Below are 26471 nucleotides of genomic sequence, written 5' to 3' on the forward strand. Positions count from 1 at the left end.
TCGCGGCCTCAAGGTATAATTGCCCTGATTGTGATAAATATGCTTTGCCTAAATCAAAATATTCAACACCAAAAAGCGTGGTCGTGCCTTCACACGCAGCCGGCGTTAATATCGGCGAATCAAATTTAATAAAATTATTCTGGTGCATCCAATCATAGCAAGCGCGAATCAAGGTGTCACGAACTTTTTGAATGGCCCACTGCCTTGGCGACCGCAGCCACAAATGCCGGTTGTCTAATAAAAATTCCGGTCCGTGCTCTTTTTTACTGATCGGGTATTCTTCGTTTGGAATCTGATAAATTTTAAAGTCATTCACCTGCAATTCAAACTCGCCCGGGTGCTTAGGGTGTTCTGTTACCAAACCGGATAATTCAATGGAAGTTTCCAAAGTGACTTTCTGCGCGACATTCCACTTTTCTTCGCTCACGTCTTTTTTGTTCAAAATACACTGAACAAATCCCGTCCCATCCCGCAGCTGCAAAAACATAATCGCGCCGGATGATCGAAAATTATAAACCCAGCCTTGAAGGATTACTTCCTTGTCTTTGTATTTTTTTAGATCTTTAATGAGCATAAATAATTTTTATCAATTAAAACAGCTAAATAAAGTTAAGTTAATTTCTTAACCTGACATTAGCATAAAAGCAATAAACATATTAAATATTATTCCTGCTATATATAAAGAAACTAACAGCCAAAAAATTATTTTCGCTATTATGCTCTTTTTACTCTTTTTAAATACATAACCAAACAGGGAACCAACTATCATTAATAATAAAACAGAAGGGATCAGATAAAATGTTTGGGAATCCTGCAGCACAGTCATCAAAAAGTACGCAGCCGGGATCGTTAATAATGTTAACAGCGTGCTAGTTGAAATTAAAAAATCATTTCTAATATTTAATGGCTGTAAAAAAGAGAATAAAAAGATAATTGGAAACGTAAAAAGAATCATTAATAAGGCTCCTCTATATTGATATTTTAATTTCTTCCAATTATTAAAACCATAAATAAATAGGGCTAAAAATGCCAAATTCATCAAACCTCTAGGAATGGCTCTGCCCAACCAATAAAGAGTCCACTCAGGCCCAGCTATTTTTCTGCACTCTTCTTTCAAAAACTCTGAACCTTGAATTAAATTACAAAATGGAGAATGCTTACCTTGTGATACAGCTGTTTTAATACAATAATTTCTAGAATACATTCCAGAATCAATATTATTAAATTCTCTAAATGCCTCCCAATCCTCTGTATTATAAACATAGCTCCATAAACAACTATCCTTGTGTTCACTTGACTCATTTTTAAAACAAATAGAGCGATCTTTTGCATGAATCGCTAGATCCTCAAGGCATCTATATTTACATGTTGGACCAAACATCCCTTTACATCCCCTAGGGAGTTTATTACAATATTCAGCTTTTTTTGTTCTTAAAGCTAAATCATGAATACAGCTATCTCTGCGTTCTCCTGCTTTTTGGCATAATTCTATGTTTTCTTCTTTTAAAGCAATGTCTTTGTAACATTCATCTTTTTTAATAAACATTGACTCACAATCTTTCAATGACTCATAAGAATTATCCCCATTATTAAAAAAATTTACATCACTAGGAAGCGCGGAAAAAGAAATGCGTGATAGTGAAAATATCACTGTTAAAACAGTAAAACTAATTAAAATAATTTTCTTTTTAGACATAAATTAAAAGTTAAATTTTGATATACATGTTGATACCATAAAACCACGAGACTCACCTGAACGGATATTGTGCCAACCACCTAGTCTACACATAAAATTGTCTTCGCACTTATCTATAGTCAATCGGGAACAGGTCTGTGCTTGATAAAACAGAACGGATATAATTGCGATAATGGCAATTATACAAATCGTGATGATAATTTTGATATGTTTATTTATCATTTACGTATGATTTAATTGTAAATTTAGTTTACGGTGTAATGCGATTAATCATCCTCGGAAACGGAATCGTTTCTCTCACCACGTTATCCGACGGGGCAAGCATGCTGCAATCCTCACTCACGGAGTTATTCTATTGATTAAACGCGGGAATGGAATGGTTTCGCGCACATGAGTTAACCCGCACACCCAAGCCACAATGCGCTCAAGGCCGAAACCGAAGCCAGAATGAGGTACACTACCAAATTTGCGCAAATCAAGATACCACTGAAACGCGTCCATGGGCAAATTATGTTCTTTAATGCGTTTTACTAATTCATCATAATTATCCTCGCGTTGCGAACCGCCGATAATTTCGCCATAGCCCTCTGGGGCAAGTAAATCATTGTTCAGGGCAAATTTGCCGCTTGGGTCGCGCTTCATATAAAACGCCTTGACTTCAGCCGGATAATTTTCCACGAACAATGGTTTGTCGTAAAGTTTGGTTAAAATAGTTTCGTCGTCTGCCCCAAAATCATCCATCTCACCGATGTCACTACCAAGCTCACGCAATTTTTTCACGGCCTCTTGGTGCGTTATGTGATAAAACGGCGACATCACTTTTTTTAATGGCTCAATGTCTCTTTCCAAAATTTTCAACTCTTCCTGATTCTCGGCTAAAACTTTACCAACCATAAAGCTGATTAAATCTTCCTGAATTTTCATATTTTCCTCATGCTCCACAAACGCGGCTTCCGCGTCCATCATCCAAAATTCCGTCAGGTGCCTTCTGGTTTTTGATTTTTCCGCCCTGAACACCGGCCCGAAATCAAACACTCTACCTAATGATGCAATCGCGGCCTCAAGGTATAATTGCCCTGATTGTGATAAATATGCTTTGCCTAAATCAAAATATTCAACACCAAAAAGCGTGGTCGTGCCTTCACACGCAGCCGGCGTTAATATCGGCGAATCAAATTTGACAAAATTATTTTGATGCATCCATTCGTAAGTGGCGCGGATCAACGTATCGCGCACACGCTGGATTGCCCACTGCCGGCTGGAACGGAGCCATAAATGACGGTTATCTAAAAGAAATTCCGGCCCGTGCTCTTTTTTACCAATCGGATATTCTTCGCTTGGGATTTGGTAAATTTTAAAATCAGAAACCTGCAATTCAAACTCGCCCGGGTGTTTCGGGTGTTCTGTTACCAATCCGGATAATTCAATGGAAGTTTCCAAAGTTATTTTCTGCGCGGCATTCCATTTTTCCTCTGCCTTATTGTCACCCTGAGCTTGTCGAAGGGTTTCTTTATTTAATATACACTGGCAAAACCCAGTCCCATCCCGCAACTGCAAAAACATAATTGCGCCAGATGAGCGGAAATTATAAATCCAGCCACGGAGCACAACTTCTCTGTCTTTATAATTTTTCAGGTCTTTGATGAACATGAAAAAATGGCTTGTAATAAATTAGCTTAAACTAGTTTCTTTGGTTGCAATAATATGCCAACAGATGAAGCCAACGCAAGTGTACCCATGATCGGAAACAAAATATTAAAACCAAATTTCTCCAGAATGAATCCCCCCACCGTAATTCCAATCGCATCACTAAAATTAACTAGCAATTTACGGTCCGTATACTCTTCCATTTCTTTGCCTTTATCAAGATGGCTAGCAAAAATAGTATCGTAAGCCGGAGTGCCTAATGCTTCTCCAACACCTAACAAAATCTGTAATAGAATTAAAGCGGAAAAGGTTGAAATAAAAGGAAAACTAAACCAAACGATCGCCCTAACAAGATAGCCACTAACGAGTAGATACTTTTTTTCTTGCACTCGATCTCCATATTTTCTAATAAAAATCATGAAGATTGTGGTAGCAGCCAAGTAAACTGCCCAAGACACACTAATAGAAAAAATATTACTATCAATTTTTTGCGCGAAAAGAACATAAAGAGGACCAAGCAAACCGCTGGCAAAAACAAAGATACTATTAAAAACCAAGAGAGCTTGTAAGGATTTATTCTTCATATTGATGTTTAAAAACTGAAATTATAAACCCAGCCTTTGAGGGTAACTGTTTCGTTTTTATAATTTGATAAATCTTTGATGAACATAAAATTTTATTTGACATTGTGGATAACTTTTTGCTATAATAATTTCATCACGATGAGAGGACTACCAAAGGGTGCCGTCCCGAGGGAATGCCTCTTTTTTATTTGGCTAATTTATGCTTGACTAGTTGGATATTTACGATAAAATAACTAAATTTTCTGATCAATGATGAGTAGTGGATATTTGGCACAACAATTTTTAAGAGTTTATTTTGTTTAATCAAATACTCAAATAAACAATAGAAATCTCCATCTCCAGAAACAATCACGGCTTTTTGATAGTTCGGATATTCAATCATCGTGTGCAATACCAATTCAGCGTCAACATTGCCCTTAATTTTTATCTTTCCATCTTCTTTTATTTCCAAGGTCGGCTTGAAAATACAAATGTAGCCGGCTTTTTGCAATTCAGTATAAAGCGTTTGATTGCCTGGAACATAGCCGATAAATAGATACGCTTTTCCAATCCCATACTTATCGCGCAAAAAAATTCTAAATCTGTGAAAATCCAAAAGCCAACCCTGACTTCTAACCCCAAGATTCAAGTTTTGGCTGTCAATAAACGCAAAGTTGTTCTCTTGTGATTTCATATGTTAAAAAGACAAACAGAAATTGTAAATCCAGTCTTTGAGTGTTGCTTCCCTGCCCGCCATAACTTTAGTGGAGGCGGGTTTATTTTTGTAATTTTTCAGGTCTTTGATGAACATAGTTGATGTAATTTTAGATAATAAAGGATTATAGTTTTATTTTATCAGTTATCAACCTTAGCCTACCAAGAGGATGATAATGGATTCTTTTTTCGGCAATAAATATCCCGCCAAAAATGAGAAGCGCGCCGATGAAAAAATACAAGTTCGGATATTCCCCAAGAAGAGGCATTGCAATTAAAACTGCTACAATAGGATCGATATAAGTAAAAAGTCCCACTTCTTGGGCTTTTATTTTTGACATACCGTAGTAAAACAAAAAATAAGCGACGGCCGATGAAAAGAAAACGCCAAAAATAATGCCGATTAGGCCGTTAATATTTAACTGATGAAAACTCCAATTATTTAACTCCCCAACCGCAAAAGGCAAAAAAGTAAGGCTGCCGAAGAGGAAAGAGATTGTAGTTACTTGGTAAGGATTAACTTTTTTTAATATATCTTTACCAAAAATGGTTTGAAAAATGGTTCCAAAAGTAGCAATGAGAAAAAATATATTACCGCCAATCCTGCCGAAATTCAACACTCCTCCGTTACTTACCACAGGAGATAAAATTACCACTAATACCCCAAAAAGCGCAATCATCATCCCGGACAACACTTTGAATTTTGGTTTTTCGTGTAAAAATATGATGGAAAATAAATAGATAAAGACAGGCCCTGAACAAGCGATTATCGGCACATTAATGCTGGTTGACTTTGGTAATCCTAAAAAGAAAAAACTGATGTTGATGGTCACACCAAAAAAACCAACTAAAAGAATCTCTAGCCACTGCCGCATATTTATCTTCTGCCAATGGTGAATTGCCAGGGGTATGAAGATTAATCCCGCTCCAAAAAACCTGATAAACGCTAAGGTAAAGGGAGGAATATTCTCGAGGGCAAATTTAAAAATCGGCGCAGCAGCGCCCCAGATAATGTTGGTAATAATCAAGGCAGTGATGGGATTCATAAATTATTTTTTCCAAGTTGTATTAATTTGCTTTATATTGTTAATTTTTTCTTTTTTAAAAAATTTAATAAACAAGAACACTATCCCACTGATCACTAAGAATAAAGCTAGCCATCGTTTAAGAAGTTCTCTATAATAAGTCTTCTCTAAAAAAGTGTACTTCTCGCCTATGTTTCCTTCTATGTACTCATAACCTAATTTTTCACAACATGGTTCAATATCTTTTAAATAAACAGTCGCTGTTAAATCGCATTGCTCAAATTTATTAGCAATACTCCTATCATTATATTCAAGCTTCCAACCAGGTGGAACACTAAATGATTTTGAATTAAAACCCTCACCTTTGGCAGAAATATAAAAACCACACTGTTGAGTTGTCTCATTTATAGCGTAACCAGTCGTAGGACCTAAAGCATTAACAGAGCTCGTAAGATATAAACAATTAATAATTATTAATACTAAGCTAGCCAAAACAATTTTCTTTTTAGACATAAAAGTTGTGTAATCTATTTACTTTTCTGTTTATCTTTAAATAATAACAATTTCACTATTAAAAAATACAGTGACATATAAATGGGTAGCGTTAACAAATAATAGTAATTATATTCCCTGATACCAAAGCCATGCCACTTAGATGCCAACCAAGGAAATGGAAAACCATATTTTACTATTTCTTCTTGTGCGTCTGCGACACTGGCATGTTCTATGCTCCATAAATCATCCGATTCAGAACTATTTTTATCATAATAATCACGGTTACTGTAATCCTTAAAATAAATAGTAACAAAAAATAATTTTATAGTTACATCTCTTAAACATCGGGGATTAGAGTCGACATTGACATAATTATGACCATAAACATTAAAACAATGGTCATAAAAAAATATTATTTTATAGCTTAAATTTATGCAGATTAGAATAATAAATAAAATAATTTTCTTTTTAGACATAAAATTGTTCTCTATTATGATGATAAAATTAGTATCTAGAACTATTTGAAGTGGTAATAAGTCGGCTCAATTCCCTCCATTTGAGCCGATAACTAAATCCCTAATCGGCTCATTCGCGCCGTGTTTGAGCCGAAAGATCCCGCGGTTTGAGCTGTTTCTTTATTAGTATCTGCTGACTAGGCTCACCCTAACCCATTATCATTTCTTCTGCGCCTTTTGAGGATGAAATATGCGCTTCATCCACTCAATCATGCCTAGAAGGTCAGAATTACTCATGTTTTTAATAAACATGCATTAACTAAGTTTTTTAATAAACCTGATTGCTTTATTAATTTTATAGATTTCTTTAACCACGCAATAGGGTAAAATCACTAAAATGATAAATAGCATTATGAACAAAATCAAAATAACTGGGAATAAATCTTTATCAATGAATTGAAAAAAATCTTTACTAAAAACATCTTTACTAAAAAAGGATATAATCATTATCATTATAAAAAGATATACAGATACTAAAAATAGTCTACCAAACTTTTGTCGTGTTAATTCAACAATATTTTTATCTAATATTATCAAATTGTATAAAAAGTTATTTTGTTTCGCTAAACATCCTTTATGATAAAATAATACAGTATGCAATAAGGAAGCCGCACCTAAATAATCCCGCTCAGCAATAATCAAATCGTCCCTGGAATATATTTCTTTTTTGCATTGATAACATTTCATATTTTATTTCATTAAAGTATCAAAAATCTTTAAATTTAATCTTTTCCTTTCTTGTGTGGATGAAATATGCGCTTCATCCACTCAATCATGCCTATAAAGACGCAGGAAATGAAGAGGATAAGCAGCCAGTCATGCGGTAAGAGAGGTACGGTGCCAAAGAGGTGCTGTAGCGCGGGGATGTAGATTACGGCGACTTGGAGCAATAATCCCGTGACGGCAGCAAGGATGAGCATGGGATTCCGCATAAATGGGATCCGCCAAATCGGCTCCTGCAGGGAGCGCAATGAAAATACATAAACCGTGGCAGTGACCGAGAGCGTCGTGAATGCTATGGTCCGCGCAAGTTCCAGGGAATGGAACATATTCCAATAGAAGATGAAAAGGAGAAGACTTAATATGGCAGAACAGGTGCTAATCGCGCCGATCAACCAGCGATGCTCGTGCATAAGAATAGATTCCCCTCTTACCCGCGGCTTTTCGCGCATGAGGGCGCGGTTGGCCGGCTCCTGGGTAAGCGCGAGCGCGGGAAACGTGTCAGTGACAATATTGACCCATAAAATTTGAGCAGGAAGATAGGGAAGGGGCCACCCCATCAGAAGCGCAAAAGTAATCGCAATGGTTTCCGTAAAGCTGTTAGAAAGCATATAAAGCGCCACGGTGCGGATATTATGGTAGATAAGCCTGCCCTCGCGTATGGCGCTCGTCATAGTGCGGATATGATTATCGAGAAGCACTATGTCCGACGACTCCTTTGCCACATCAGTGCCGCTCCCCAAGGCAACGCCGATGTCAGCCGCTTTCAAGGCGGGAGCGTCATTCACCCCGTCCCCTGTCATCGCAACCACCGCGCCTCTCGCTTTCCATGCCGCGATAATGCGGAGCTTGTCTTCAGGCGTTGCGCGGGAAAATACCGCAATATTATTTATCTTTTCCGCGAGCGCATTGAGCGAGAGTTCCTTGAGTTCGCTTCCATCCATTACCCTTCTTGCGCCCTTTAATAACCCAAGCGTTCGCCCGATGGAAGTGGCGGTAAGGCGATGATCGCCGGTTATCATGACCGTGCGGATGCCTGCTTTTTCCGCTTCCGCAATGGTTTCCACCGCACCCTCGCGCAGAGGATCTTGGATGCCGATAAAGCCAAGAAATATCAAATCATGAAGAGGATTAACCATCTTTTTCAGCTCCCGTGCGTCTCTGCGTGCCTCCCTTTTCGTAATGCAGAGCACCCGCAATCCTTGTCCGCTCATGCGTTCCACTTTTTTATTCAGCGCATCTATCCCCTCACGGCTTAAAGGCACCACTCGGCCAGATTCGTCTTCTACATACTTGATAAAAGGGAGAAGGATTTCTGGCGCGCCTTTTACATAGAGCACGTCCTTTACGCTTCCCTCTGCCGCGGATGCGCGATGGAGCGTGCACATATATTTATCCTTTGAATTAAACGGCTGTTCAGCGCGGCGAGGATAGAGGTTCCGTAATGCGGCGACATCTATCCCATGGTCGAGAGCGGCGCGCATGAGCGCCCTGTCAGTGGTATTACCCGTGGCCACAGGGCCCGAAACAGCTCCCCCCATCTCATACGGCGCGGCATCATTGCATACCACCATGGCAGTGACAAGCTCCTCTAACCCAGCATGTAAATCGTTTAACGCACGTTCGCGCAGTATATTGTAGGAACGAAGGTATGTGTCCATCCGCACTACTTGCATCTCCCCCACGGTGAGCGTGCCTGTTTTATCGGCACAGATGACGGATGTCGCACCGAGCGTTTCTGCGGCATGGAGCTTTTTTACGAGCCCTTTCTGCGTTAAAATTCTCTGCATGCCGATCGCAAGCACCACGGTAACAGCAATGGTAAGCCCTTCTGGAATCGCCGATACCGCAACTGCAATCGCGGTCGCAAACATATCTGCAATCCCCTCTCCTTGAAAAATGCCGAATCCGAAAATTAATAGAACCACGACAATAATCGCAAACGCGAGCTCGCGTCCGAATCGGTTTAATTGCTTCTGGAGCGGCGTGCGCTCTTCCGGCGTTCGCGCAAGAAGCAGGGCAATATGCCCTACCTGCGTATGCGCACCCGTGGCCACCACGAGCCCGCTTCCCCGTCCCGCAGTCACGACCGTACCAAACCAAAGCATGTTGATCTGTTCCGCAAGCACGCGTGCGGTATGAAGGGTGCGGACATCCTTTTTCGCGGGGTGCGATTCCCCCGTGAGCATGCTCTCATTGGCCTCCAGGGCATGCTCCGATAATAGGCGAATATCCGCGGGCACGCGGTCACCCGCCTGTACGGAAACGATATCGCCGGGCACCAGTTCCTCCTGCGGCACTTCCACGAGCGCGCCATCTCGTAGAACCCGCGCTTTGGTGACGATGACCTTCTGTAGCGCGGCAAGCGCATGCTGCGCACGGCGCTCTTGGAACGCGCCCACCGCTACATTTATGAATACCGCACCCAAAATAACCTGCGCATCGACTACATCTCCCAGCATGAAACTCGCCACAGACGCCGCGATCAGTATGACGACTAAAACATTGGCAAACTGGCGGAGCAGAATGAGCAAAAAGAAGTTACGATTCTCACGATGCGGCAACACATTATTACCCCACTGCGTGCGGCGCTCGAGCGTCTCTCTCGTGGTAAGCCCTTGCGGGGTTGCGTGCAATTCCTGGAGGATCTCCTTGCCTGAACGCAATGAAAATGACCCCCCCGGAGATTGCCCTCCGAGCGGCTCTGCTTCCTTTTTTTGTCCCAGGTTAGTCATTTCCTTAATATTGTACGATGAATAGGCATATATGGCAAAAACAGCTCTCCATTCCTTTCTCTTGCTATATTCTGTATAATACTGTTATCCACTCAGTTATAGATAAACCCTTTTAAATATATAACCAGACGCGAGTTGCCGCGTTTCGCCGCGAGGACTGTTTGAGTCCCGCGAAGCGGGACGAGTTCCGCAGCAAGAAAGGCGGCAACCGCGGCGGAATAGAACCATATTTCTAAAGGTTCATCTCTATAAAACCATTCCATTTGAATATTAACAAATAACTTTATACCCTATGCCCCCCACTCCAGCCCAACCAGAGGAACAAAAAGGCACCTTGCGCCCTTGGCTTTCTATCCTCGTAGTGCTCATTTTTGCCATAATTGCATGGGCCTATATCGCCCAAAAGGCCAAAACTAACGTACAAGAGGAAGGTGTATCGACCGTAAACCAGCCTCCTCTCCCACCCACGCTCACGCTTCCCCAAGAGCCGCCAACGCTCACAGGCGCGATGACTTTTATCCAAGGCGCTAACCTCACCGTGATGGTCCTTAAGGAAAATAATCCTACGCTTGAGATTGATAAAGCGCTTATCGTCTCGGTAAGCGCTGATACCAAGATTGCGGATAAGGGCGGCAAGGCGCTGGCCTCTGACGCGCTGAAGGTGGGCGATACCATCGCCGTGTATAGCCAATTGCCTCTCACGGACGAGAGCTCAGTAGTACCCGCGGATATTATCGTAATCAATCCTTAAATCTAAATCCCATTCTCCACATTTTACACAAACCCCCTTCCTGAAGAAGGGGGTTTATTCATGCATAAATTTAATTTCAGTACCTTAGGCGCCGTAAAAAAATAACATATCCCGCCATCTACGCCGTACGTCAACAAAATAAGGACAAATCTATGGGACAAGTGAAATGTTATTTTTTTAAGCGCCCTTAGGGTATGGCCAATGATTTTGCGAAAGAATCAGACAATGTAAATATCTCATCTTCTCCTGCGGCGCGGATCCACCACACATTTTGTTGCTTTACCAATGTGACTTCTCCCGAATCTGCTTCCAAAGAACCTTTGAATGAAATTATTATCCCTTTTGCTTCCTTTTGCGCAAAAGTGGCTTTATCCTTTTCCGTGTCTATAAATCCTGTGGCTTTCAAGGGATGCAAAGCGGCTATTAATGTCTCCATCTCTGCATTGCCTGCGGCCACAGTGGCGGCCCCTGCGCTCACCTCCCACGTGTCTCCATCCTTGTGATAGGTTTTTATGGTTGCCCCTTGCATGCGGTAGGTGATCGTGTCAAGCGCGGCGGGGTCAATATTCACAATCGTTTTATTCCTCCAAGAATCAATAAGCAACGGGAATACAAGAGACAGATTGGCATTGGCCAGATAGACCTCATCTTTGCCCTCAATCTTCACATAAGACGAGCTGTAGGTAGGGCCGCTTTTGCCTACCCTGAATGCGATACGCGTATCCTCCACGCGCAGGGAAATCAACAGCCCTTCATCACCAACTCCTAATCTTTCAAAATTCTCGGGGTTGCGAGATATGGGGCCTTCATAGGCACTGGTGCGCAAAGTATCCAAGGCTTTTTGCACCAGCTCCGCATCTGCGCGTTTCCCATCTACGCGCCACGCACCGTCCTGTCGCGCTAAGGCAATAACGCTTTCATCTTTCTTAATCTCTATCTCCCCAACCTGCGAAGGGTCCATATTCTGAAGCGCTTTACTCATATTATTGGCGTTTCCACTCTTCTCCCCTCTTCCTTTCCGCCACCTCACTCCTCCTATTATCGCCGCAAGCACCACTACGATAAGCGCAAGAATTAACAATACTTTTTTGCTCATAAAATGAAAGCGTAGAATAATGCAGTAGAACTAATATCCGAAACGAAGGTTAGTCAATTTTAGTGCGAGGACTGTCCGAGGGAGTCCCGATGAGCTATGGATGATTAGTATTGGAGGCGAAACGGGACGATGCCATAAGGCACCCGAGTTCCGCAGAAGAAAATTGGGCTAACCTGAGTGGGGATGGCGGATCCGCCTGCCTTAAAACTATCAACACATTCTATTTAGATCATTGCTGATTTCTTCTTTCGAATAAATAGCCTTACCCCTGCGGCGAGCGCAACCAATATTGGCACACCGATAAGATTAAACAACCTCACCCTCTGCCGCAGAGTGTCGCTCGGGAACCCGAGGGGGCTCGGGATGCGCGTCTTGGACCGCACGCTGATAAGCGCTTCATCCTGCGTCAGCCAATCAACGGTATTCAACGCAAAGGTCAAATTGGGGCTTCCTTCCTGCATGAACTGATCACTCGCCATTTTCGCGCTCCCCACCAACACCAACCTCCCGCTCTTCTTGAGGGTTTGCCCTGCGGAAGAGTGCACCACCATGGACACTGCAGCAATATTCTTTCCGAGCTCATCCTTATTTGCCTTTAAGGGAGCTTGAGGGTCAATATTCACAGGCAGGGACTTCGCAAATCCGCCGTCAGTGGTGGTGAGAAGTTCCTGTATTTCATTACCCTCGCCTTTATCGGTCCGCTCGACTAACGACGCCCATGGTAACATTACCGAAGTGAGATCTCCTGCAATGGGGTTCGCCGTAACCACATGCGCGCGCACCCAATAGGGATATGGCAGGATCAGGGAAAGGAACCCGCTCTGGATGGTCACATTCTCATACGAACGCACATCGGCAAGGATCCGGGGGGCGACACGGGCGCCGAATGGAGCAAAGAGATCCCCGTTTGAATCAACATACTCCTGCGCGGTAAATGTCTGTGCATCCACGTTCGCCCTATCAATAAATGCCAGCATACTTCCTCCTTGCTCAATGTAATTCCGGATGGCCTGCACTGCGCTGTCGCCAAGATCTTGAGTTGGCCCTAAGAGGATCGCTGCATCGGTTTCCTGGGCGATAACCGGCGTGGACGTGCTCATATCTGTATCAGTAACCGCGTCTAATCGGCTCAGCGCCTGGCGGAATGCGCCCGCAGGCTCCTCCCCGAAACCAGTTAGAAAGGTGACATTAGCTTTCTTGGGATCGGTAAGCGATTTAATGGACCTCAAAAGCCGGTATTCCAAATCATCGCTCCGATCGATAAAGGGGATCACTTCTTTCCCGTCTGTATACAAAGTAGCGAGGCCAAACATACCCTTTTGGGCTTGAAATACATCCTTTTCGAGCACATTGAACTGCATCTCGGTGATGCCTAACGCCCTCGCCTCCTCTATCGCATCCGACCCTTCCTCCACGTTTTTATATTCCACCACGACATTCCCTCTCCCCTGTGATTGAAAATCTGACAGTAAATCTTGCACATCGCGTTTTACCAACGCGATCTGGGAAGGCAACTCTTTGGTGGAAAAAAGCTTAATGGTCACGAGATCCGGCAGTGCGCGCACAATAGTTTTCGTGGCAGGAGACAATGTATAGACGCGATTCTGGGTAAAATCAATGCGCCCCCGAAGGTATGCGCCCGCAAGGTTGAGCCCAAGGGTAAGTACTATAATAAGCATCGATCCATAAAAATACCGGCGTCGCTGAGGCGCATGGGGCGACAAACGTTCACGCATGAGGAGCCACCCCGCGATGCCAAAAGCCGCACCGCTCACGGTTATGAAATATACAAAATCCCGTATGTCCAACACGCCCCTCGTTATATTGTAATAATGGGCGCTGATCGAGAGATGTTCTGCCACCACGCGTACTGATGCAGGGAGGCCGACGGTGACGACCTCTGCCCCTGCGATCGTGAACACGAAACTCACCCCCGCGCTGATAAGGAACGAAGTCACTTGGTGGCGCACTCCTGCGGAGGCCGCAAGGCTAATGCATGAAAACACAAACGCCAAAAACATGGCGCCGAGATATTGCGCCGCCACAATGCCGAAATCAAAACTGCCAAACCCTCGCAGGGTTAAAACCACCGGCAACGTGAGGATAAACGTGATGAGGAAAAACGACCATACGGAAAGCAGTTTCCCTGCCAAATACACCCATGGATTCACCGGCTGCGCGAGCGCCGTTTCAAGCGTCCCTGATTTTCTCTCTTCCGCAATAAGCCGCATGCTCACCGCAGGGACTAAGAAAAGCAGGAGCCAGGGAAAAAGCTCAAACATCGGCCGCAAGGTGGCGATGGGATTAACGGCAAGTGAACGAAAATAAAAAAATGAATTGAATACGAGGGCAACGATAAGCAGGAGGTAACCGCCGGGATGGTCAAACCACGCGCGGAGTTCTCGTTGTACGATGGCAATGATTTGTCGAACCGCTATCATACAAAAATAATTACTAGATCTATTATCGTTTATAATTCTCAATTTTCAAATCTCAATTTTCAAATAATTTTTAATGAATCAATGATGCAATGTTTGAAAATTGAATCATTGCGATATTGATTGTCCCGCCGCAACGGGATCCCGCGTCCGCGGGAAAAATTGGAAATTGAATATTGAAAATTCTAACTCTCTATGGTAAGCTCCCGAAATACCTCCTCAAGGCTTTTTTCTTCTTCGTATAATTCCGCAATGACCCAGCGGTGTTCAACCGCACATTGAAATACCGCTGTCCGTATATCAACGTCACGCGGGGTGAGGAGCTCAAAACGCTTAAATTTATTTTTTTGATTCCCCTCGAACGCTTCCACGCGCGCGACGCCTCCGAGTTTCTCTAATGTTTCCCGAATCCCGCTCCCCTGTGCTTCCACGACCGTCCGCTTTTCACCGCTTGCGCGGTGTTCTAGTTCATCCACGGTGCCGTCAGCGACAATGCGGCCTTCCCGAATCACTATCACCCGTGAACAGGTCATCGCAACTTCAGTAAGGACATGCGTGGAAAGAAGCACTGTTTTTTCCCGTCCCAAGCGTTTTATCAATTCCCTTATTTCATGCCGCTGATTCGGGTCCAACCCTTCGGTGGGTTCGTCAAAAATAAGGATATCCGGATCTCCCACGATCGCCTGCGCCAAGCCCACCCGCTGGCGAAAACCTTTTGAGAGCTCGGCAATGGGGCGGCGCCATACCTTTTCAAGGCCGGCAAGCCCAATCGCGCGTTCAACTGCACTCTTTTTGTCCGCTCCCCACATCCCATGGAGCGCTGCGGTATAGTTAAGCGCCTGCGTCACGAGCAAGTCTTCATGCAAAGGATTATTTTCAGGCAGATATCCTAAACGTTTCTTCAAAGAAAGAGGATCCTCCAATGCATTTTGGCCGTCAAAATTTATTTCACCCTTATCAGGCTCCAAGACCCCCGCGATTATCCTCATCGTGGTCGTCTTGCCGGCGCCGTTGGGACCCAAAAATCCTATCACTTCGCCCTTTGAAATGGAAAAAGTGAGCTCATCAACCGCTTTCACCTTGCCAAATGATTTGGATATTTTATCTAACGTGAGCATACCCCGTATATCAACATCCAACGCCAAACGCGGCTGGCATTGGAGAAAACCATAATATGAATGCGATCTTAGAGTATTGTATCATAACAAGATTGGAAGATAACGTTTGGCGATCGGTGAGGGAGGCTATGTAAAAATCTACCATACGTTCAATCCGCATCCAGTCGTACCTCATCTATTATTTTCTGCACAAAGGTTCCCGCCTCCCTCTTGGATGTTGTATTGCGGGGCATAACGCCTTATCATAGAAAACACAGCGCGGCTTTCGGCTGTGTTTCCCATCGTATTAATCTTTTACTTCAGCAATGGATCAATGATATTCTTGAAATTCTCAAAAGGCACCGCGCCAGAAACGGGAATTTTTGTATCGCCTTTCACTACCACGTTATAGGGAGTGCCTGCACCGCCTGCGAGCACTGCGCCCTGCGCCTGGTCCTGCACCTTTTGCGTGTATTTTCCTGATTCAAGGCATGCAGTAAATGCTTCCTTATCCAAACCCATCTCTTGCGCGTACTCCGGCAATTTTGCCAAATCAAGCCCGTTATTAGCTGGCGTCACTTCGTAAATTTTATCAAGCAACTTCCAAAAACCGTCATTGCCGCCCAGTTCGCCTGCGCACTCGGTTGCTTCCGCTTCCTTGGTCGCCTTGGAATGCAGGTTCACCAGAGGAAAGTGCCGATACACCCAATTCACTTTTCCATCATACTCTGCTATCACTTGCTTCAGGGTAGGGTGGAGCCGTTTGCAGAACGGGCATTCCAAATCTGAATATTCTACAATGGTTACGGGAGCATCTTTCTCCCCTCTCGTCCAGTCAGTGTCAGTCACTGCGGGAAGTCCTTCAGCGCCCGCTCTTGGGGCTGGTTCTCCCGCTTGGGGCGTGGGATTGACTTGCGCGGTAGGCGCCGCTTTTTTATCTCCATTTTTATCATCTCCGCTATCGCCTTTCAGCATTATCCCTAAGAGAATAAAAAACCCCACGACGAAAAAAAACACCAACGCGCTCCCCATTCCGAGGAAAAATGTAGTTTTCGGCTTCATGTGCGAAAACCAAGAATTGTTGGATTCGTGTTCACTATGAGTGTGTTCTGCCATAGACGAGCATGGTTAATATAATTTAAGTAAAAGAGAATTTCTGCGCCTATTACTCACGCAGAAGGAATATTGAAAATTATTTGGTAATCTACAGTATACAACAGAAAATCCCACATGTCCAAAAACGCAACTCCATTCCTATTTCCTAAAACTAGGATAGCTCCGCATTAATTTTTGCAAACGCTTTTTATAATCACGAAATTTGTTATCAAGTTCAATTTCATCCTCCCCGCTCAACCCTACCTCCCGATATGTCCTGTAATCTTCTTCTATCTTTAAAAACAAATCAACAGTCTCTTTCAAATATTTCTCTATTTCTATAAGCTCAATCAGCTTTCCCTCCATCAGATTAATACGCAGAATCAGATCCTGCATCATAGTCCTCAAATGGCCCTCTAACTCTTTTCGAGAGCAATCACCTCCTTCAGGCCTCTTTTCTCCATTCATAAATTATTGCCCTAAAGACCGCACCGCCTGTAGTATAGCACCTCTGTCAATTTCCTCAAAACCCAATAATTCCGCGGGCGTGCCGCTCTTCGGAGTTTTGCGCACTGCGAGTGATTTAAACGCGGCGCCAGTGCCCGCGATTGCTTCTGCCACCGCCTCTCCCAATCCCCCTTCCGGCACATGGTCTTCCACGGTAATAATCTTGCCTGTCTCTTGAGCCGCCCTTACGAGCGCCGCGCGATCGATGGGTTTTAGAGAATAACAATCTATGATTCTCAATTCAATTCCTTCTTGCGCCAAAGTATCTGCCGCGGCAAGCGCTTCAAAAAGGGTAATGCCGGCGGCAACGATAGTGCAGACGTCTCGCGCGCTTGACCTTAACGTCTTACTGCCGCCGATCGGAAACTGTTCCTCCGGACCATAAATGACAGGCGTTGCTCCGCGTGTCGTGCGGAGGTAAACAATGCCATTATAACGCACAGCTTCATGAACTAGTCTTTCCGTAGCAGGGGCATCTGACGGATAAAGCACCACTGCATCCTGCACCGCCCTAAACATGGCAATGTCCTCGAGCCCCATCTGGCTGGGGCCGTCTTCGCCGATAGACACGCCTGCATGCGAACCCACAAACTTCACATTCGCTTTGCTGTACGATGCCATCCTGATCTGGTCAAAGGCGCGGGTAAAGAACGCCGCAAAAGTGCTGCAAAACGGGATCATACCTCGCTTCGCAAGCCCTACGGCGACACCCACCATATTCTGCTCCGCGATAAACATTTCCACAAACTGCTGGGGGGTGCCCTTCTTCACCAATTCTGCAAAGGTGGAATTTTTCACTTCAGCGTCCACCGCCACCACCCGCGGATCCTCACGCGCCAGTTTCTCCAACGCTTCCCCATACGCTTTCCGCGTCGCGATCAAGTCTCCCTTCTTGTACTCGGTATTAGGTATTACGTATTTCGTATTATGCACTTGATCGCTCGCCCCCTGATACCTACTACCTGATACCTGATACGAAACGTCTGGCATTGCAACTGTCCCTCTTAATCGAGTATCAATTTCTCTCAACTCCCCTAATGCTTTTTCATATTCTTCAACAGAGAGCGCTTTGCCATGCCACCCTTCCTTATTCTCCATGCACGACACACCCTTCCCCTTTAGGGTCTTTGCGATAATCATGGTTGGTTTATCTTGTGTACCCTTAGCCTTGCGATAGGCAGAGAGTATCTCATCAGTATTATGGCCATCCACTATAATCGTTTCCCAGCCAAATGCGGCGACCCTTCGGGCATACGCGTCCACATCGTGGCCCGCCATAGTCTCTCCGCTCTGCCCCAAACGGTTCACGTCTATAATACCGACTAAATTATCCAGTTTTTCATGCCCCGCCCACATGATTGCCTCCCACACCGAACCTTCTGCCATTTCGCTGTCTCCGAGAAGCACATACACGCGTGAAACACACCCCTCCTCACTCCGTTCGGTACCCCTCTCAAGAGGGGAATTACCCGAAGTCCCCTCCTGCGGAGGGGTGTCCCGCCATTGAGGGACGGGGTGGGTAAACCGCTTCAATGCGAGCGCCATGCCTGCACCTACTGACAGCCCCTGTCCGAGCGAACCAGTCGCCACTTCCGTATAGCGAAACGTCGGCATAGGATGCCCTTCCAGGGGTGAATTAAATTTTCGCAATGATAAAAGCTCATCTTCGTTTACCGCTCCCGCAGCCGCATAGAGCGCATACAACAAGGGAGCAGCATGCCCTTTAGAAAAAATCACTCGGTCATTCAAAGGATATTCCGGATGGTCAAGGTCAAAACGCAAAATGCCGCCAAAGAAAAGTACTGTCATGAGATCGGTCGCGGAGAGCGAAGAGCTCGGATGACCAGACCCTGCCGCGGTCGTCGCGCGAAGGATAAAATAGCGCACCAGCTGCGCGAGATTTTCAAGAGTTTCTTTCGTGGTTTGCATATTTTTTATTGAGTACTTATTTAACCAAATCCAAACCTATTTTAAACGGTACTGATAACGTGCCTTGCTCCCCGATAGCCCAAATGCTCGAACGATGCGGACAAAGAAAGGCGCTCTGAAGTTGAATGTTAAAAATTTCCAAAAATCATTATACACCGTGAGCTTTTATTTTGGTCGAACTTTTTATGAACGTTAAAATCACCCAAGAGTTTCTTTAATTTCCATCTCTTCCCTAATAAACTCTTAACTTCCTTCACCGTGAGATATTGCTGCGTCTCAGTGTCTTGGATTACACGCCTCTCTCCAGTCTTTTTATTAGTAATTGTGTAAACGTAACTTGATTCACGAATCCTATTTTGATTAATAATCCAATCTCTGGTCACCGTTAACTGGTATTGCTTATTATTTACTGGAGCATAGGTCTTGTGAAATTCTCTCATCGTTATATAACGATAGAAATTCGCTTCTTCTAATATGATTACTTGTTTTATGTGGCTTTTTAACCAATGAAAAAAATGTTTGCGCCCCTTTGCGTTCAGAATGTAAGGAAATGTGGACCACATACAAATCGCTGCATCATAATTTTTTTGAAGCGCTATGGTCTCAAAAGTTCCCTGTGCGGTCTTTAATTGGATATACCCTTTTTTCGCTTGAAGCAGCGCATTCTTCGACTGGTCAAATATAGTTACATCGTACCCTTGAGAAGCAAGGATCTTAGAATGCATGCCCACCCCGCCACCGAGATCGATAATGGTCTTAACCTTTCCCCCAAAAGTTCCCACAACTCCTAAAATAAATTCCGTCTCGTCTTTCTCTGCTCCTTTCCGTTCCTCTAAACTTTCACGAAAAAGTGGGTAAAGGTTGGTAAGTCTTTCGTACATCAACGTTTTCATACTGACCTTTTTTTACTTAAAACTTGGACTATCTCTTTATGATTCAATGAATTGGCCGCGACATAACTGGGCTGATATAGATCAACTCTTTGACCCTTAAAATTGGTCACTTTCCCTCCCGCCTCTCGGACAATAAGGCTTCCGGCAGCCCAATCCCATGGTTTATCTACACGATCAATACATCCATCAATTCTTCCCAACGCGAGATAAGCGAGTACCGTACATGCTGAATTAAAAATTCTCACCTCTCTCGTTTTGCCAACAAACCGATAGAGGATGCCGACATCTGCCCTATTAAAGTATGTTTCAGACGCAAGTATCGAATCTTTCAAGAGCCTGCGAGAAACTGAAAGTCTCCTTTTGCCCGCATAGGCACCGTGACCTTTGACCGCACTTAAGAGGAGATTTTCGCTAGGGAGATAGAGTACGCCGAGTATAATCTCGCCATTCATCTCTAACCCTATGGAAACGGAAAAAAGAGGGATTCCTCGTGCATAATTCGGGGTACCGTCAAGTGGGTCAATAATCCATTTATAGCCTCTTGTTAGAGAATATGCGGATGAAGACTCCTCCGCGAGGACAGTAAAATCTGGGGTCTCCTTTTTTAGATGCTCAAGGATAATTTTTTCACTTTTTATGTCTGCTTCCGTCACCCACGTTTCATCGTTTTTTCTATGAACCTGGATGGCGTCGTTTCGAAATTGTTTCATGAGGTAGTGACCAGCTTTCTCTGCTGCTGTCGAGGCTATCTTTAAACAAAAACCTAAATTCCCTTTACTATTCATATCTATCCCAAAATACCTTTAATGGCATGTAACACCCTGTTATTCGATTCCTGATCCAAAACAGTGATGCGCACAAAATGATTATGGAATTGCTTACTCATTGAATCGCAGTTCCTGATATACACACCCTTATCTTTAAGCTTCTCGATTAACAGAGAGGCGGATATCTTTTTAAGCTGGCAAAGAATAAAATTGGTGACTGATGGAAAAGTCACTAATCCCGGGAGCTTGGCTAACTCTCTAAACAATAATTTTTCAAGTTTATGTGTTTTTTCTATTTTTTTGGCATAATATTTCCAATTTGAAATAGCAGCTATTGCCGCCATCTGACCTGGCAGGCTAACCGACCACGGTGGAATACGCAAAATAAGGCTTTTTGTGATACTTGCATTTGCGATAAGATACCCCACACGCAATCCCGAGAGAGCATAAATCTTTGACATAGATTTCAATATGCACAGATTAGGATGCTGATCCACTAAAGTCTCACATGATTCATGATGTCCTACATATTCGATATATGTTTCATCAACTATAATCATAGTATTTTTGGGAACAGCGGCAATAAACTCTTGCACTTGTGCACGAGTCATATAGGTACCTGCCGGGCTATTAGGATTTACTATAACAACTACCTTCGGTTTGTGCTGAATAACATCTTTGATTAGCTGGCTAAGGGAAACTTGAAAATTATTTTCTGGTTTTAAAGCATGAGAAACGATTTTACAACCTACTACCTTCTCCATTACGTGCAGGTACTCTCCATACATGGGATCAATAATCATGGCGAGATCCTTTTGCGTAAAAAGAATTTCTAAGAGCAAAAAAATTAATTGGGACGAACCTGTTCCGCATGAGATTAACCTTTCGGGGACCTCTCTAGTTTGTGATATGGTTTTTATGAGAGATTGCGGTCGCGCGGGCGGACTTGTATGAATAATGTGCTCTAGATGCTTTCTAAGCACCTGACTAACTGCGGGGGCAGGCGGATACCATGCATCAAGAACATCAGCGGGTATTATAGTATGACCAAGCTCAGAAATTCGACTAAAATCATACTTAAACTTTTCCCAAAAGCTTCCGCCATGAAATGCCGCGACATCAATTTGCCCTTTTCTCATTTTGCCGGTATTACTCATAAACTCTCAGCATAACAGCAGACAAAACGTCTTATGATTTAGTAGCGCACCATCTGCGCGAGATTTTCAAGAGTTTCTTTCGATGCTTGCATACAATATTATGGTGCAGTATTCTAAAGATAGTCCGAACCGCTTTCGCCGCCTGCGGCGGCGAGGAAGTCCCCCCGCGAAAATTCGGAATGGCGGCGGAGCCGCACCGCTGACAATTTCAAGTTTTTCTTTGGCGGTATTTAATTATAACACATTCAGAATTTTTTGAATTTCAGGCCCATAAAAAATTCGTAGAAAGGTCCTGCTACCATTCCAACACCAAATGCCCATAATAATTCTTCAATCGGAATACCTGAAATAAAAATATGGCTTAGGTTTGGAAGTAGCCACCATTTGTGTATAACCCCCGGAAACAATGCAAGAAAAATTAGATAACCGAATAAAGTTAAGAGGCCCACCAACAGGCCACTTGCAAGCGCGTCAAAAAATAGGTCTCGTCTAAAATAAATCATAAAAGCACTTAAAATTCCAAAACTGACTAGGGCCGCATAAATCGAGTTAATCCCGAAATATACTGGAAGACCAAAAACTAAAAAGAAAAGTGCAAAGAAAGGAATGAGAAACCAAGTCCAATGATGTCTTCTATCTCTTCTTTTGCAAAAATGCTTACCAAAAACTTCCTCGTAAATCACATTAGCTATGCCACCGAGAAAAAAACCATACAGAAAATCTTCAATACCTCCTAGTCGCCAATTTTTTAAAAAAGAAGAGTGTATATATTCTGGTCTCCAGTAATCTGCCAAAAACCATGGAGCCCATAAAATAGCAAGAATCCCGACACAGAAACTAGCAACTAAAATTTCTTTCCTACAATCCTTACGATGAATGAAAAAATATAACCAAAGTGGTAATGCTACAAGGTTTCCCAAAAGATATGCGTATTGAAAGTCATTAAACATGCATGATTAAAAAATTTTCTTCCCCCAAAATGCGAAATCGTGAATTCGTTTTTACCCCCAAAATTGAATACAAATTAGTCGCCGAGCGAAGCGAGGCGAGCCTTTCAAACTTGCAATTTCCTACGTGGTGCGCCCAGCAGGGATCGAACCTGCGACCGTTGGCTTAAAAGGCCACTGCTCTACCAACTGAGCTATGGGCGCGAAGTATATCCAAACTATACGAGATTATTGCATAATAATCAACTGCAACGGCATTAAAAGGTGGACTCCCTGTGGAAAGAAGGTTAATAGAAGAGCCTTGGGCGCCTTGCAAAAATAACTTCCCACTTAGGGTACAGAATCGTGCCTTGCTGGTAACCATACATTATGGACATTCATATAAGTTATTTTTTCAGGCGCCCTTGTAATCCTGCCGCATGGCAAGGTACAATACCATAGCAGTAATGAAATTCGAAATACTAAATCCGAAATCCTAAACCGTTTTGGATTTTGGTAATTGGAATTTTGGGTTTGTTTAGGATTTAGAGTTTAGGATTTAGGATTTTCATTAAGGTATGCCCAGTTATACAACTTCCCATATGTTCTTCTATATCTATGTATTGGAGAGTCTGCAGGATAACGAGAGATACGTAGGATATACTCATAATCTGAGAAAACGATTAGAAGAACATAATAAGGGTAAGAATTTTGCCACAAAGTTTAGATTACCATTTAAACTCATTTACTTCGAAGGATGTTTTAATCAAAACGACGCCAAACGCCGTGAACATTATCTGAAAGGAACCCAAGGTCGAAGGTTCTTAGGACTGCGGCTTCAGGAATACACTCGCAGTCAACCAGCGTTTGGCGTGGGAAGTTGATATACTGGGTATGCCCATCTCCCCCGACCGCCTTCCTCCCCAAAATCTTGAAGCAGAGCAATCGGTGCTGGGAAGCCTGCTTATTGATAAAGAGGCAATTACGAAAATTGCCGATTTTTTGCATCCGGAAGATTTCTACCGCGACCTGCACGGGCTCATTTTTGAAACAATGCTTGAGCTCTATGAGCGCAAAGAGCCCATCGACTTGCTCTCGCTTTCCGGACGGCTTGAAGAGAAAAAGAAACTGGAAATGGTGGGCGGGAGAGGATTTTTGGCAGGCCTTGCCAATGTGGTGCCCACGGCAAGCCACGTGGTGCACTACGGGCAGATCGTGCAGAAGAAGGCGATATTGAGGAGGCTTATTCATGCCGCCGCAGAAGTGGGTGAACTGGGATTCAATGAATCGGAAGACGTGGACGTGGTGCTCGATAAGGCGGAACAGCGGCTCTTCAATGTCTCGCAGCACAGCAGACGCCAAAATTTCGTCCCCGTCAAGCAGTTGCTTACCGAGGCATTTGATCGCATCGATGAGCTGCACCGCGAGTCAGGGAAACTGCGGGGCTTTAGGACAGGCTTCAAAGAACTCGACCACAAGCTCGCGGGGCTCCAGCGCTCAAACCTCATCATTGTCGCGGCGCGGCCCAGCATGGGAAAAACGTCGCTCACCATAGACATCGCGCGCCATATCGCCACGCAGGAACATGTGCCCGTGGGTATATTTTCCCTTGAAATGTCAAAAGAGGAACTGGTGGACAGGATGCTCTGCGCAGAAGCGAACGTGGACCTCTGGAAACTCCGCACCGGCAGGCTTTCGGACCGCGAAACGCCCCAAGGGGAAAGCGACTTTACCGCGATCGGCCGCGCCATGGGCACCCTCGCGGAGGCGCCTATTTATATTGATGATTCCGCGATACTCAACGTCATGGAAATCCGCACCAAAGCGCGGCGCTTGCATGCGGAAACCGGATTGGGATTCATCGTGGTAGATTACCTCCAGCTTATGGAAAGCGGCAGCAATCTGGAGAGCAGGGTCCAGGAAGTCGCGCAAATCACGCGGGGCTTAAAAGCGCTCGCCCGCGAACTCAATGTTCCGGTACTCGCCGTGTCGCAGCTTTCGCGGCAGGCGGAAAACCGCCCCGGCTCCATTCCGCGCCTTGCCGACCTCCGGGAATCAGGATCCATAGAACAGGACGCGGACGTGGTGATGATTATTTTCCGCGAAGAAATGTACAAGCCTGATACGCCGCGCAAGCACATCGCGGAAATCCATATCGCCAAACACCGCAACGGCCCAACCGGTATTGTAGAACTCTACTTCGACGCGGAAAAAACCTCGTTTAAAAATCTGGAAAAGACAATGCCCATCACTAACATGCCACCTCCTCCTTCTGTTAGCAATCCATCATTTTAGAATTTATCTGGCTACGCCAGATCTCGCATAGCGAGAGAGTTTAGAATTTATTATAAAAATATGACTATCTTCTCCAAGATCAAAGCAGTGCGCGACCTGCGCTCGCAAGCGAAAGAAATGCAATCCGTGCTCCAGGACGTCCACGTGGAAACGGAACACAAAGGCACAAAAATCATGCTCAACGGAAACCTCGAAGTGGAAAGCCTCACGCTCAACCGCGAACGCAGCGTATCTGATCTGCAAAACGACCTGAAAGACCTCCTCAACGACGCGCTGAAAAAAACCCAGCGCAAGATGGCGGAAACCATGCGAGCATCTGGAAAAATGAATTTACCAGGCCTCTCTTAAGGACAAGGGAAGGTTACTTTCAATATAACAAATCCCAAACCCCAATTTCCAATGACCAAGTAAATCCCAATGCATCAATGACCAAATTTGGACATTTGGATTTTGAGCTTTATTGGGAATTGGTCATTGGGATTTCTCCATATAAGTCTCTAATTTTACAGTATTGTGCAATACCCCTCACCTATTCAAAACCTCATCAATGCATTCAAATCCCTTCCCGGCGTCGGCCCCCGTACCGCAGAACGCTATGCTTTCGCGCTGTTCCATAAGCCTGAAGAAGAGCGGCAATCCATCGCGGCAGCCATACAAAACGCTTCCCGGGTAAAACAATGCACGCAATGCAATAATTTTAGCGAGAATACCCGCTGCCACATTTGCGCAGATATGCGCAGGAATCAACGCACTATCTGCGTCGTGGCTGAAGTACAGGATCTTGCGGCCATGGAAAGGGCAGGTGAATTCCGCGGCGTGTATCATGTGCTCGGGGGATTGCTGTCTCCTCTTGAAGGCACGTCACCTAAGGAGTTAAAAATTGAACAGTTGCTGGTAAGAATAAAGCAGCTAAATAATCCCCCCGCGCCTGACAGCGCAGCCATACTTGAAATCATCCTAGCCTTTGACCAGACGCCGGAGGGAGAATCAACCGCCATCTACCTCGCGAAAGAGCTCAAAACCACCGGCGCAAAGATCACCCGCTTGGCCCGTGGCCTTCCCACAGGATCAGACCTCTCCTACGCGGACGAAATGACGCTCACGAACGCGCTATTGGGGAGAAGAGAAATGTAATAAAAAACATCTGTGGAAAACTCCTTCTTGACCAAAAAATACATATCCCCTACACTTTTACTACTTATGCCACAGCCACGCGCAATTATCCTTAACGTCGTCCTTGCAAACGGGATACTCCCGTGTGGTTTGGCGTAAGTAACGGATAGAAATAAAAATAAGGACGCCGACCCCCACGGGCCGGCGATTTTAGTTCTTTATAAAATAAATTTGGTTTTAGACGTGAGTCAATTATTCGTAATAACTGACTTTCGCTTAAAACCTGCTGGTCGAGGG

At 44.3% G+C, this 26471-nt stretch carries 25 protein-coding genes and 1 tRNA gene; 5 read left to right on the forward strand and 21 right to left on the reverse strand.

Annotated elements, in window-relative coordinates:
- The 10 genes from WC659_02935 to WC659_02980 all read right to left on the reverse strand — a co-directional run.
- On the reverse strand, positions 1 to 574 hold a 574-nt coding region (locus WC659_02935), incomplete at its 3' end, for an OB-fold nucleic acid binding domain-containing protein (GenBank protein MFA4872866.1).
- Positions 575 to 622: 48 nt separating this feature from the next.
- Positions 623 to 1696: a hypothetical protein gene (locus WC659_02940; protein MFA4872867.1), complete on the reverse strand. Its 1074-nt coding sequence runs from the start codon at positions 1694 to 1696 to the stop codon at positions 623 to 625.
- A 339-nt stretch (positions 1697 to 2035) separates the two neighbouring features.
- Positions 2036 to 3346 (reverse strand): asparagine--tRNA ligase, encoded by a 1311-nt coding sequence (gene asnS, locus WC659_02945; protein MFA4872868.1) that lies wholly within the window; start codon positions 3344 to 3346, stop codon positions 2036 to 2038.
- Between the two features lie 26 nt (positions 3347 to 3372).
- A complete protein-coding gene (locus WC659_02950) occupies positions 3373 to 3927 on the reverse strand; it encodes an MFS transporter (GenBank protein ID MFA4872869.1) in 555 nt (184 codons plus the stop codon).
- Positions 3928 to 4111: 184 nt separating this feature from the next.
- Positions 4112 to 4600, reverse strand: a complete 489-nt coding sequence (locus WC659_02955) for an NYN domain-containing protein (protein ID MFA4872870.1) — start codon at positions 4598 to 4600, stop codon at positions 4112 to 4114.
- 145 nt (positions 4601 to 4745) lie between these two features.
- Positions 4746 to 5666 carry a DMT family transporter gene (locus WC659_02960; GenBank protein ID MFA4872871.1) on the reverse strand — a complete coding sequence of 307 codons (921 nt, stop codon included), beginning with the start codon at positions 5664 to 5666 and terminating at the stop codon, positions 4746 to 4748.
- Positions 5667 to 5669: 3 nt separating this feature from the next.
- A complete protein-coding gene (locus WC659_02965) occupies positions 5670 to 6158 on the reverse strand; it encodes a hypothetical protein (protein MFA4872872.1) in 489 nt (162 codons plus the stop codon).
- A gap of 14 nt (positions 6159 to 6172) precedes the next feature.
- A complete protein-coding gene (locus tag WC659_02970) occupies positions 6173 to 6616 on the reverse strand; it encodes a hypothetical protein (GenBank protein ID MFA4872873.1) in 444 nt (147 codons plus the stop codon).
- Positions 6617 to 6910: 294 nt separating this feature from the next.
- Positions 6911 to 7342, reverse strand: coding sequence for a hypothetical protein (locus WC659_02975; GenBank protein ID MFA4872874.1), 432 nt, complete (start codon positions 7340 to 7342; stop codon positions 6911 to 6913).
- 35 nt (positions 7343 to 7377) lie between these two features.
- On the reverse strand, positions 7378 to 10110 hold the full coding sequence (locus tag WC659_02980; GenBank protein ID MFA4872875.1) for an HAD-IC family P-type ATPase: 2733 nt from the start codon (positions 10108 to 10110) through the stop codon (positions 7378 to 7380).
- 292 nt (positions 10111 to 10402) lie between these two features.
- Between WC659_02980 and WC659_02985 the strand changes: the two genes are divergently transcribed.
- Positions 10403 to 10861: a hypothetical protein gene (locus WC659_02985; protein ID MFA4872876.1), complete on the forward strand. Its 459-nt coding sequence runs from the start codon at positions 10403 to 10405 to the stop codon at positions 10859 to 10861.
- A gap of 187 nt (positions 10862 to 11048) precedes the next feature.
- Here WC659_02985 and WC659_02990 read toward each other — a convergent pair whose 3' ends face one another.
- The 11 genes from WC659_02990 to WC659_03040 form a co-directional block, all read right to left on the reverse strand.
- Positions 11049 to 11957, reverse strand: coding sequence for a DUF4340 domain-containing protein (locus WC659_02990; GenBank protein ID MFA4872877.1), 909 nt, complete (start codon positions 11955 to 11957; stop codon positions 11049 to 11051).
- A 224-nt stretch (positions 11958 to 12181) separates the two neighbouring features.
- Positions 12182 to 14398 carry a Gldg family protein gene (locus WC659_02995; protein MFA4872878.1) on the reverse strand — a complete coding sequence of 739 codons (2217 nt, stop codon included), beginning with the start codon at positions 14396 to 14398 and terminating at the stop codon, positions 12182 to 12184.
- 182 nt (positions 14399 to 14580) lie between these two features.
- Complete coding sequence (locus tag WC659_03000) at positions 14581 to 15513, reverse strand: ATP-binding cassette domain-containing protein (protein MFA4872879.1); 933 nt, start codon at positions 15511 to 15513, stop codon at positions 14581 to 14583.
- Positions 15514 to 15807: 294 nt separating this feature from the next.
- Entirely contained in the window at positions 15808 to 16608 is an 801-nt protein-coding gene (locus WC659_03005; protein MFA4872880.1) for a DsbA family protein, read from the reverse strand.
- 138 nt (positions 16609 to 16746) lie between these two features.
- A complete protein-coding gene (locus WC659_03010; protein MFA4872881.1) occupies positions 16747 to 17055 on the reverse strand; it encodes a hypothetical protein in 309 nt (102 codons plus the stop codon).
- A gap of 3 nt (positions 17056 to 17058) precedes the next feature.
- On the reverse strand, positions 17059 to 19023 hold the full coding sequence (locus tag WC659_03015) for a transketolase (protein MFA4872882.1): 1965 nt from the start codon (positions 19021 to 19023) through the stop codon (positions 17059 to 17061).
- A 128-nt stretch (positions 19024 to 19151) separates the two neighbouring features.
- On the reverse strand, positions 19152 to 19916 hold the full coding sequence (locus WC659_03020) for a methyltransferase domain-containing protein (protein MFA4872883.1): 765 nt from the start codon (positions 19914 to 19916) through the stop codon (positions 19152 to 19154).
- Positions 19913 to 20701, reverse strand: coding sequence for an inositol monophosphatase family protein (locus tag WC659_03025; GenBank protein MFA4872884.1), 789 nt, complete (start codon positions 20699 to 20701; stop codon positions 19913 to 19915). Before WC659_03025 ends, WC659_03020 begins: the two co-directional genes overlap by 4 nt.
- A 2-nt stretch (positions 20702 to 20703) precedes the next feature.
- Positions 20704 to 21840 (reverse strand): histidinol-phosphate transaminase, encoded by a 1137-nt coding sequence (locus WC659_03030; GenBank protein ID MFA4872885.1) that lies wholly within the window; start codon positions 21838 to 21840, stop codon positions 20704 to 20706.
- Between the two features lie 245 nt (positions 21841 to 22085).
- Complete coding sequence (locus WC659_03035; GenBank protein MFA4872886.1) at positions 22086 to 22760, reverse strand: lycopene cyclase domain-containing protein; 675 nt, start codon at positions 22758 to 22760, stop codon at positions 22086 to 22088.
- A 155-nt stretch (positions 22761 to 22915) separates the two neighbouring features.
- A tRNA-Lys gene (locus WC659_03040) sits at positions 22916 to 22991 on the reverse strand.
- A 353-nt stretch (positions 22992 to 23344) separates the two neighbouring features.
- On the opposite strand from WC659_03040, the gene WC659_03045 reads away from it, so the two are divergent.
- The 4 genes from WC659_03045 (at position 23345) to recR (ending at position 26195) form a co-directional block, all read left to right on the forward strand.
- The gene (locus tag WC659_03045; protein ID MFA4872887.1) at positions 23345 to 23650 is read left to right on the forward strand and encodes a GIY-YIG nuclease family protein; all 306 of its coding nucleotides are present in this window, start codon (positions 23345 to 23347) and stop codon (positions 23648 to 23650) included.
- A gap of 10 nt (positions 23651 to 23660) precedes the next feature.
- Positions 23661 to 25061 (forward strand): replicative DNA helicase, encoded by a 1401-nt coding sequence (gene dnaB, locus WC659_03050; GenBank protein ID MFA4872888.1) that lies wholly within the window; start codon positions 23661 to 23663, stop codon positions 25059 to 25061.
- 60 nt (positions 25062 to 25121) lie between these two features.
- Entirely contained in the window at positions 25122 to 25409 is a 288-nt protein-coding gene (locus tag WC659_03055; GenBank protein ID MFA4872889.1) for a YbaB/EbfC family nucleoid-associated protein, read from the forward strand.
- Positions 25410 to 25574: 165 nt separating this feature from the next.
- Positions 25575 to 26195: a recombination mediator RecR gene (gene recR / locus WC659_03060; GenBank protein ID MFA4872890.1), complete on the forward strand. Its 621-nt coding sequence runs from the start codon at positions 25575 to 25577 to the stop codon at positions 26193 to 26195.
- The last annotated feature ends 276 nt before the right edge of the window (positions 26196 to 26471 follow it).

Source organism: Patescibacteria group bacterium (assembly GCA_041645165.1).
Taxonomy (GTDB): Bacteria; Patescibacteriota; Patescibacteriia; order 2-02-FULL-49-11; family 2-02-FULL-49-11; genus 2-02-FULL-49-11.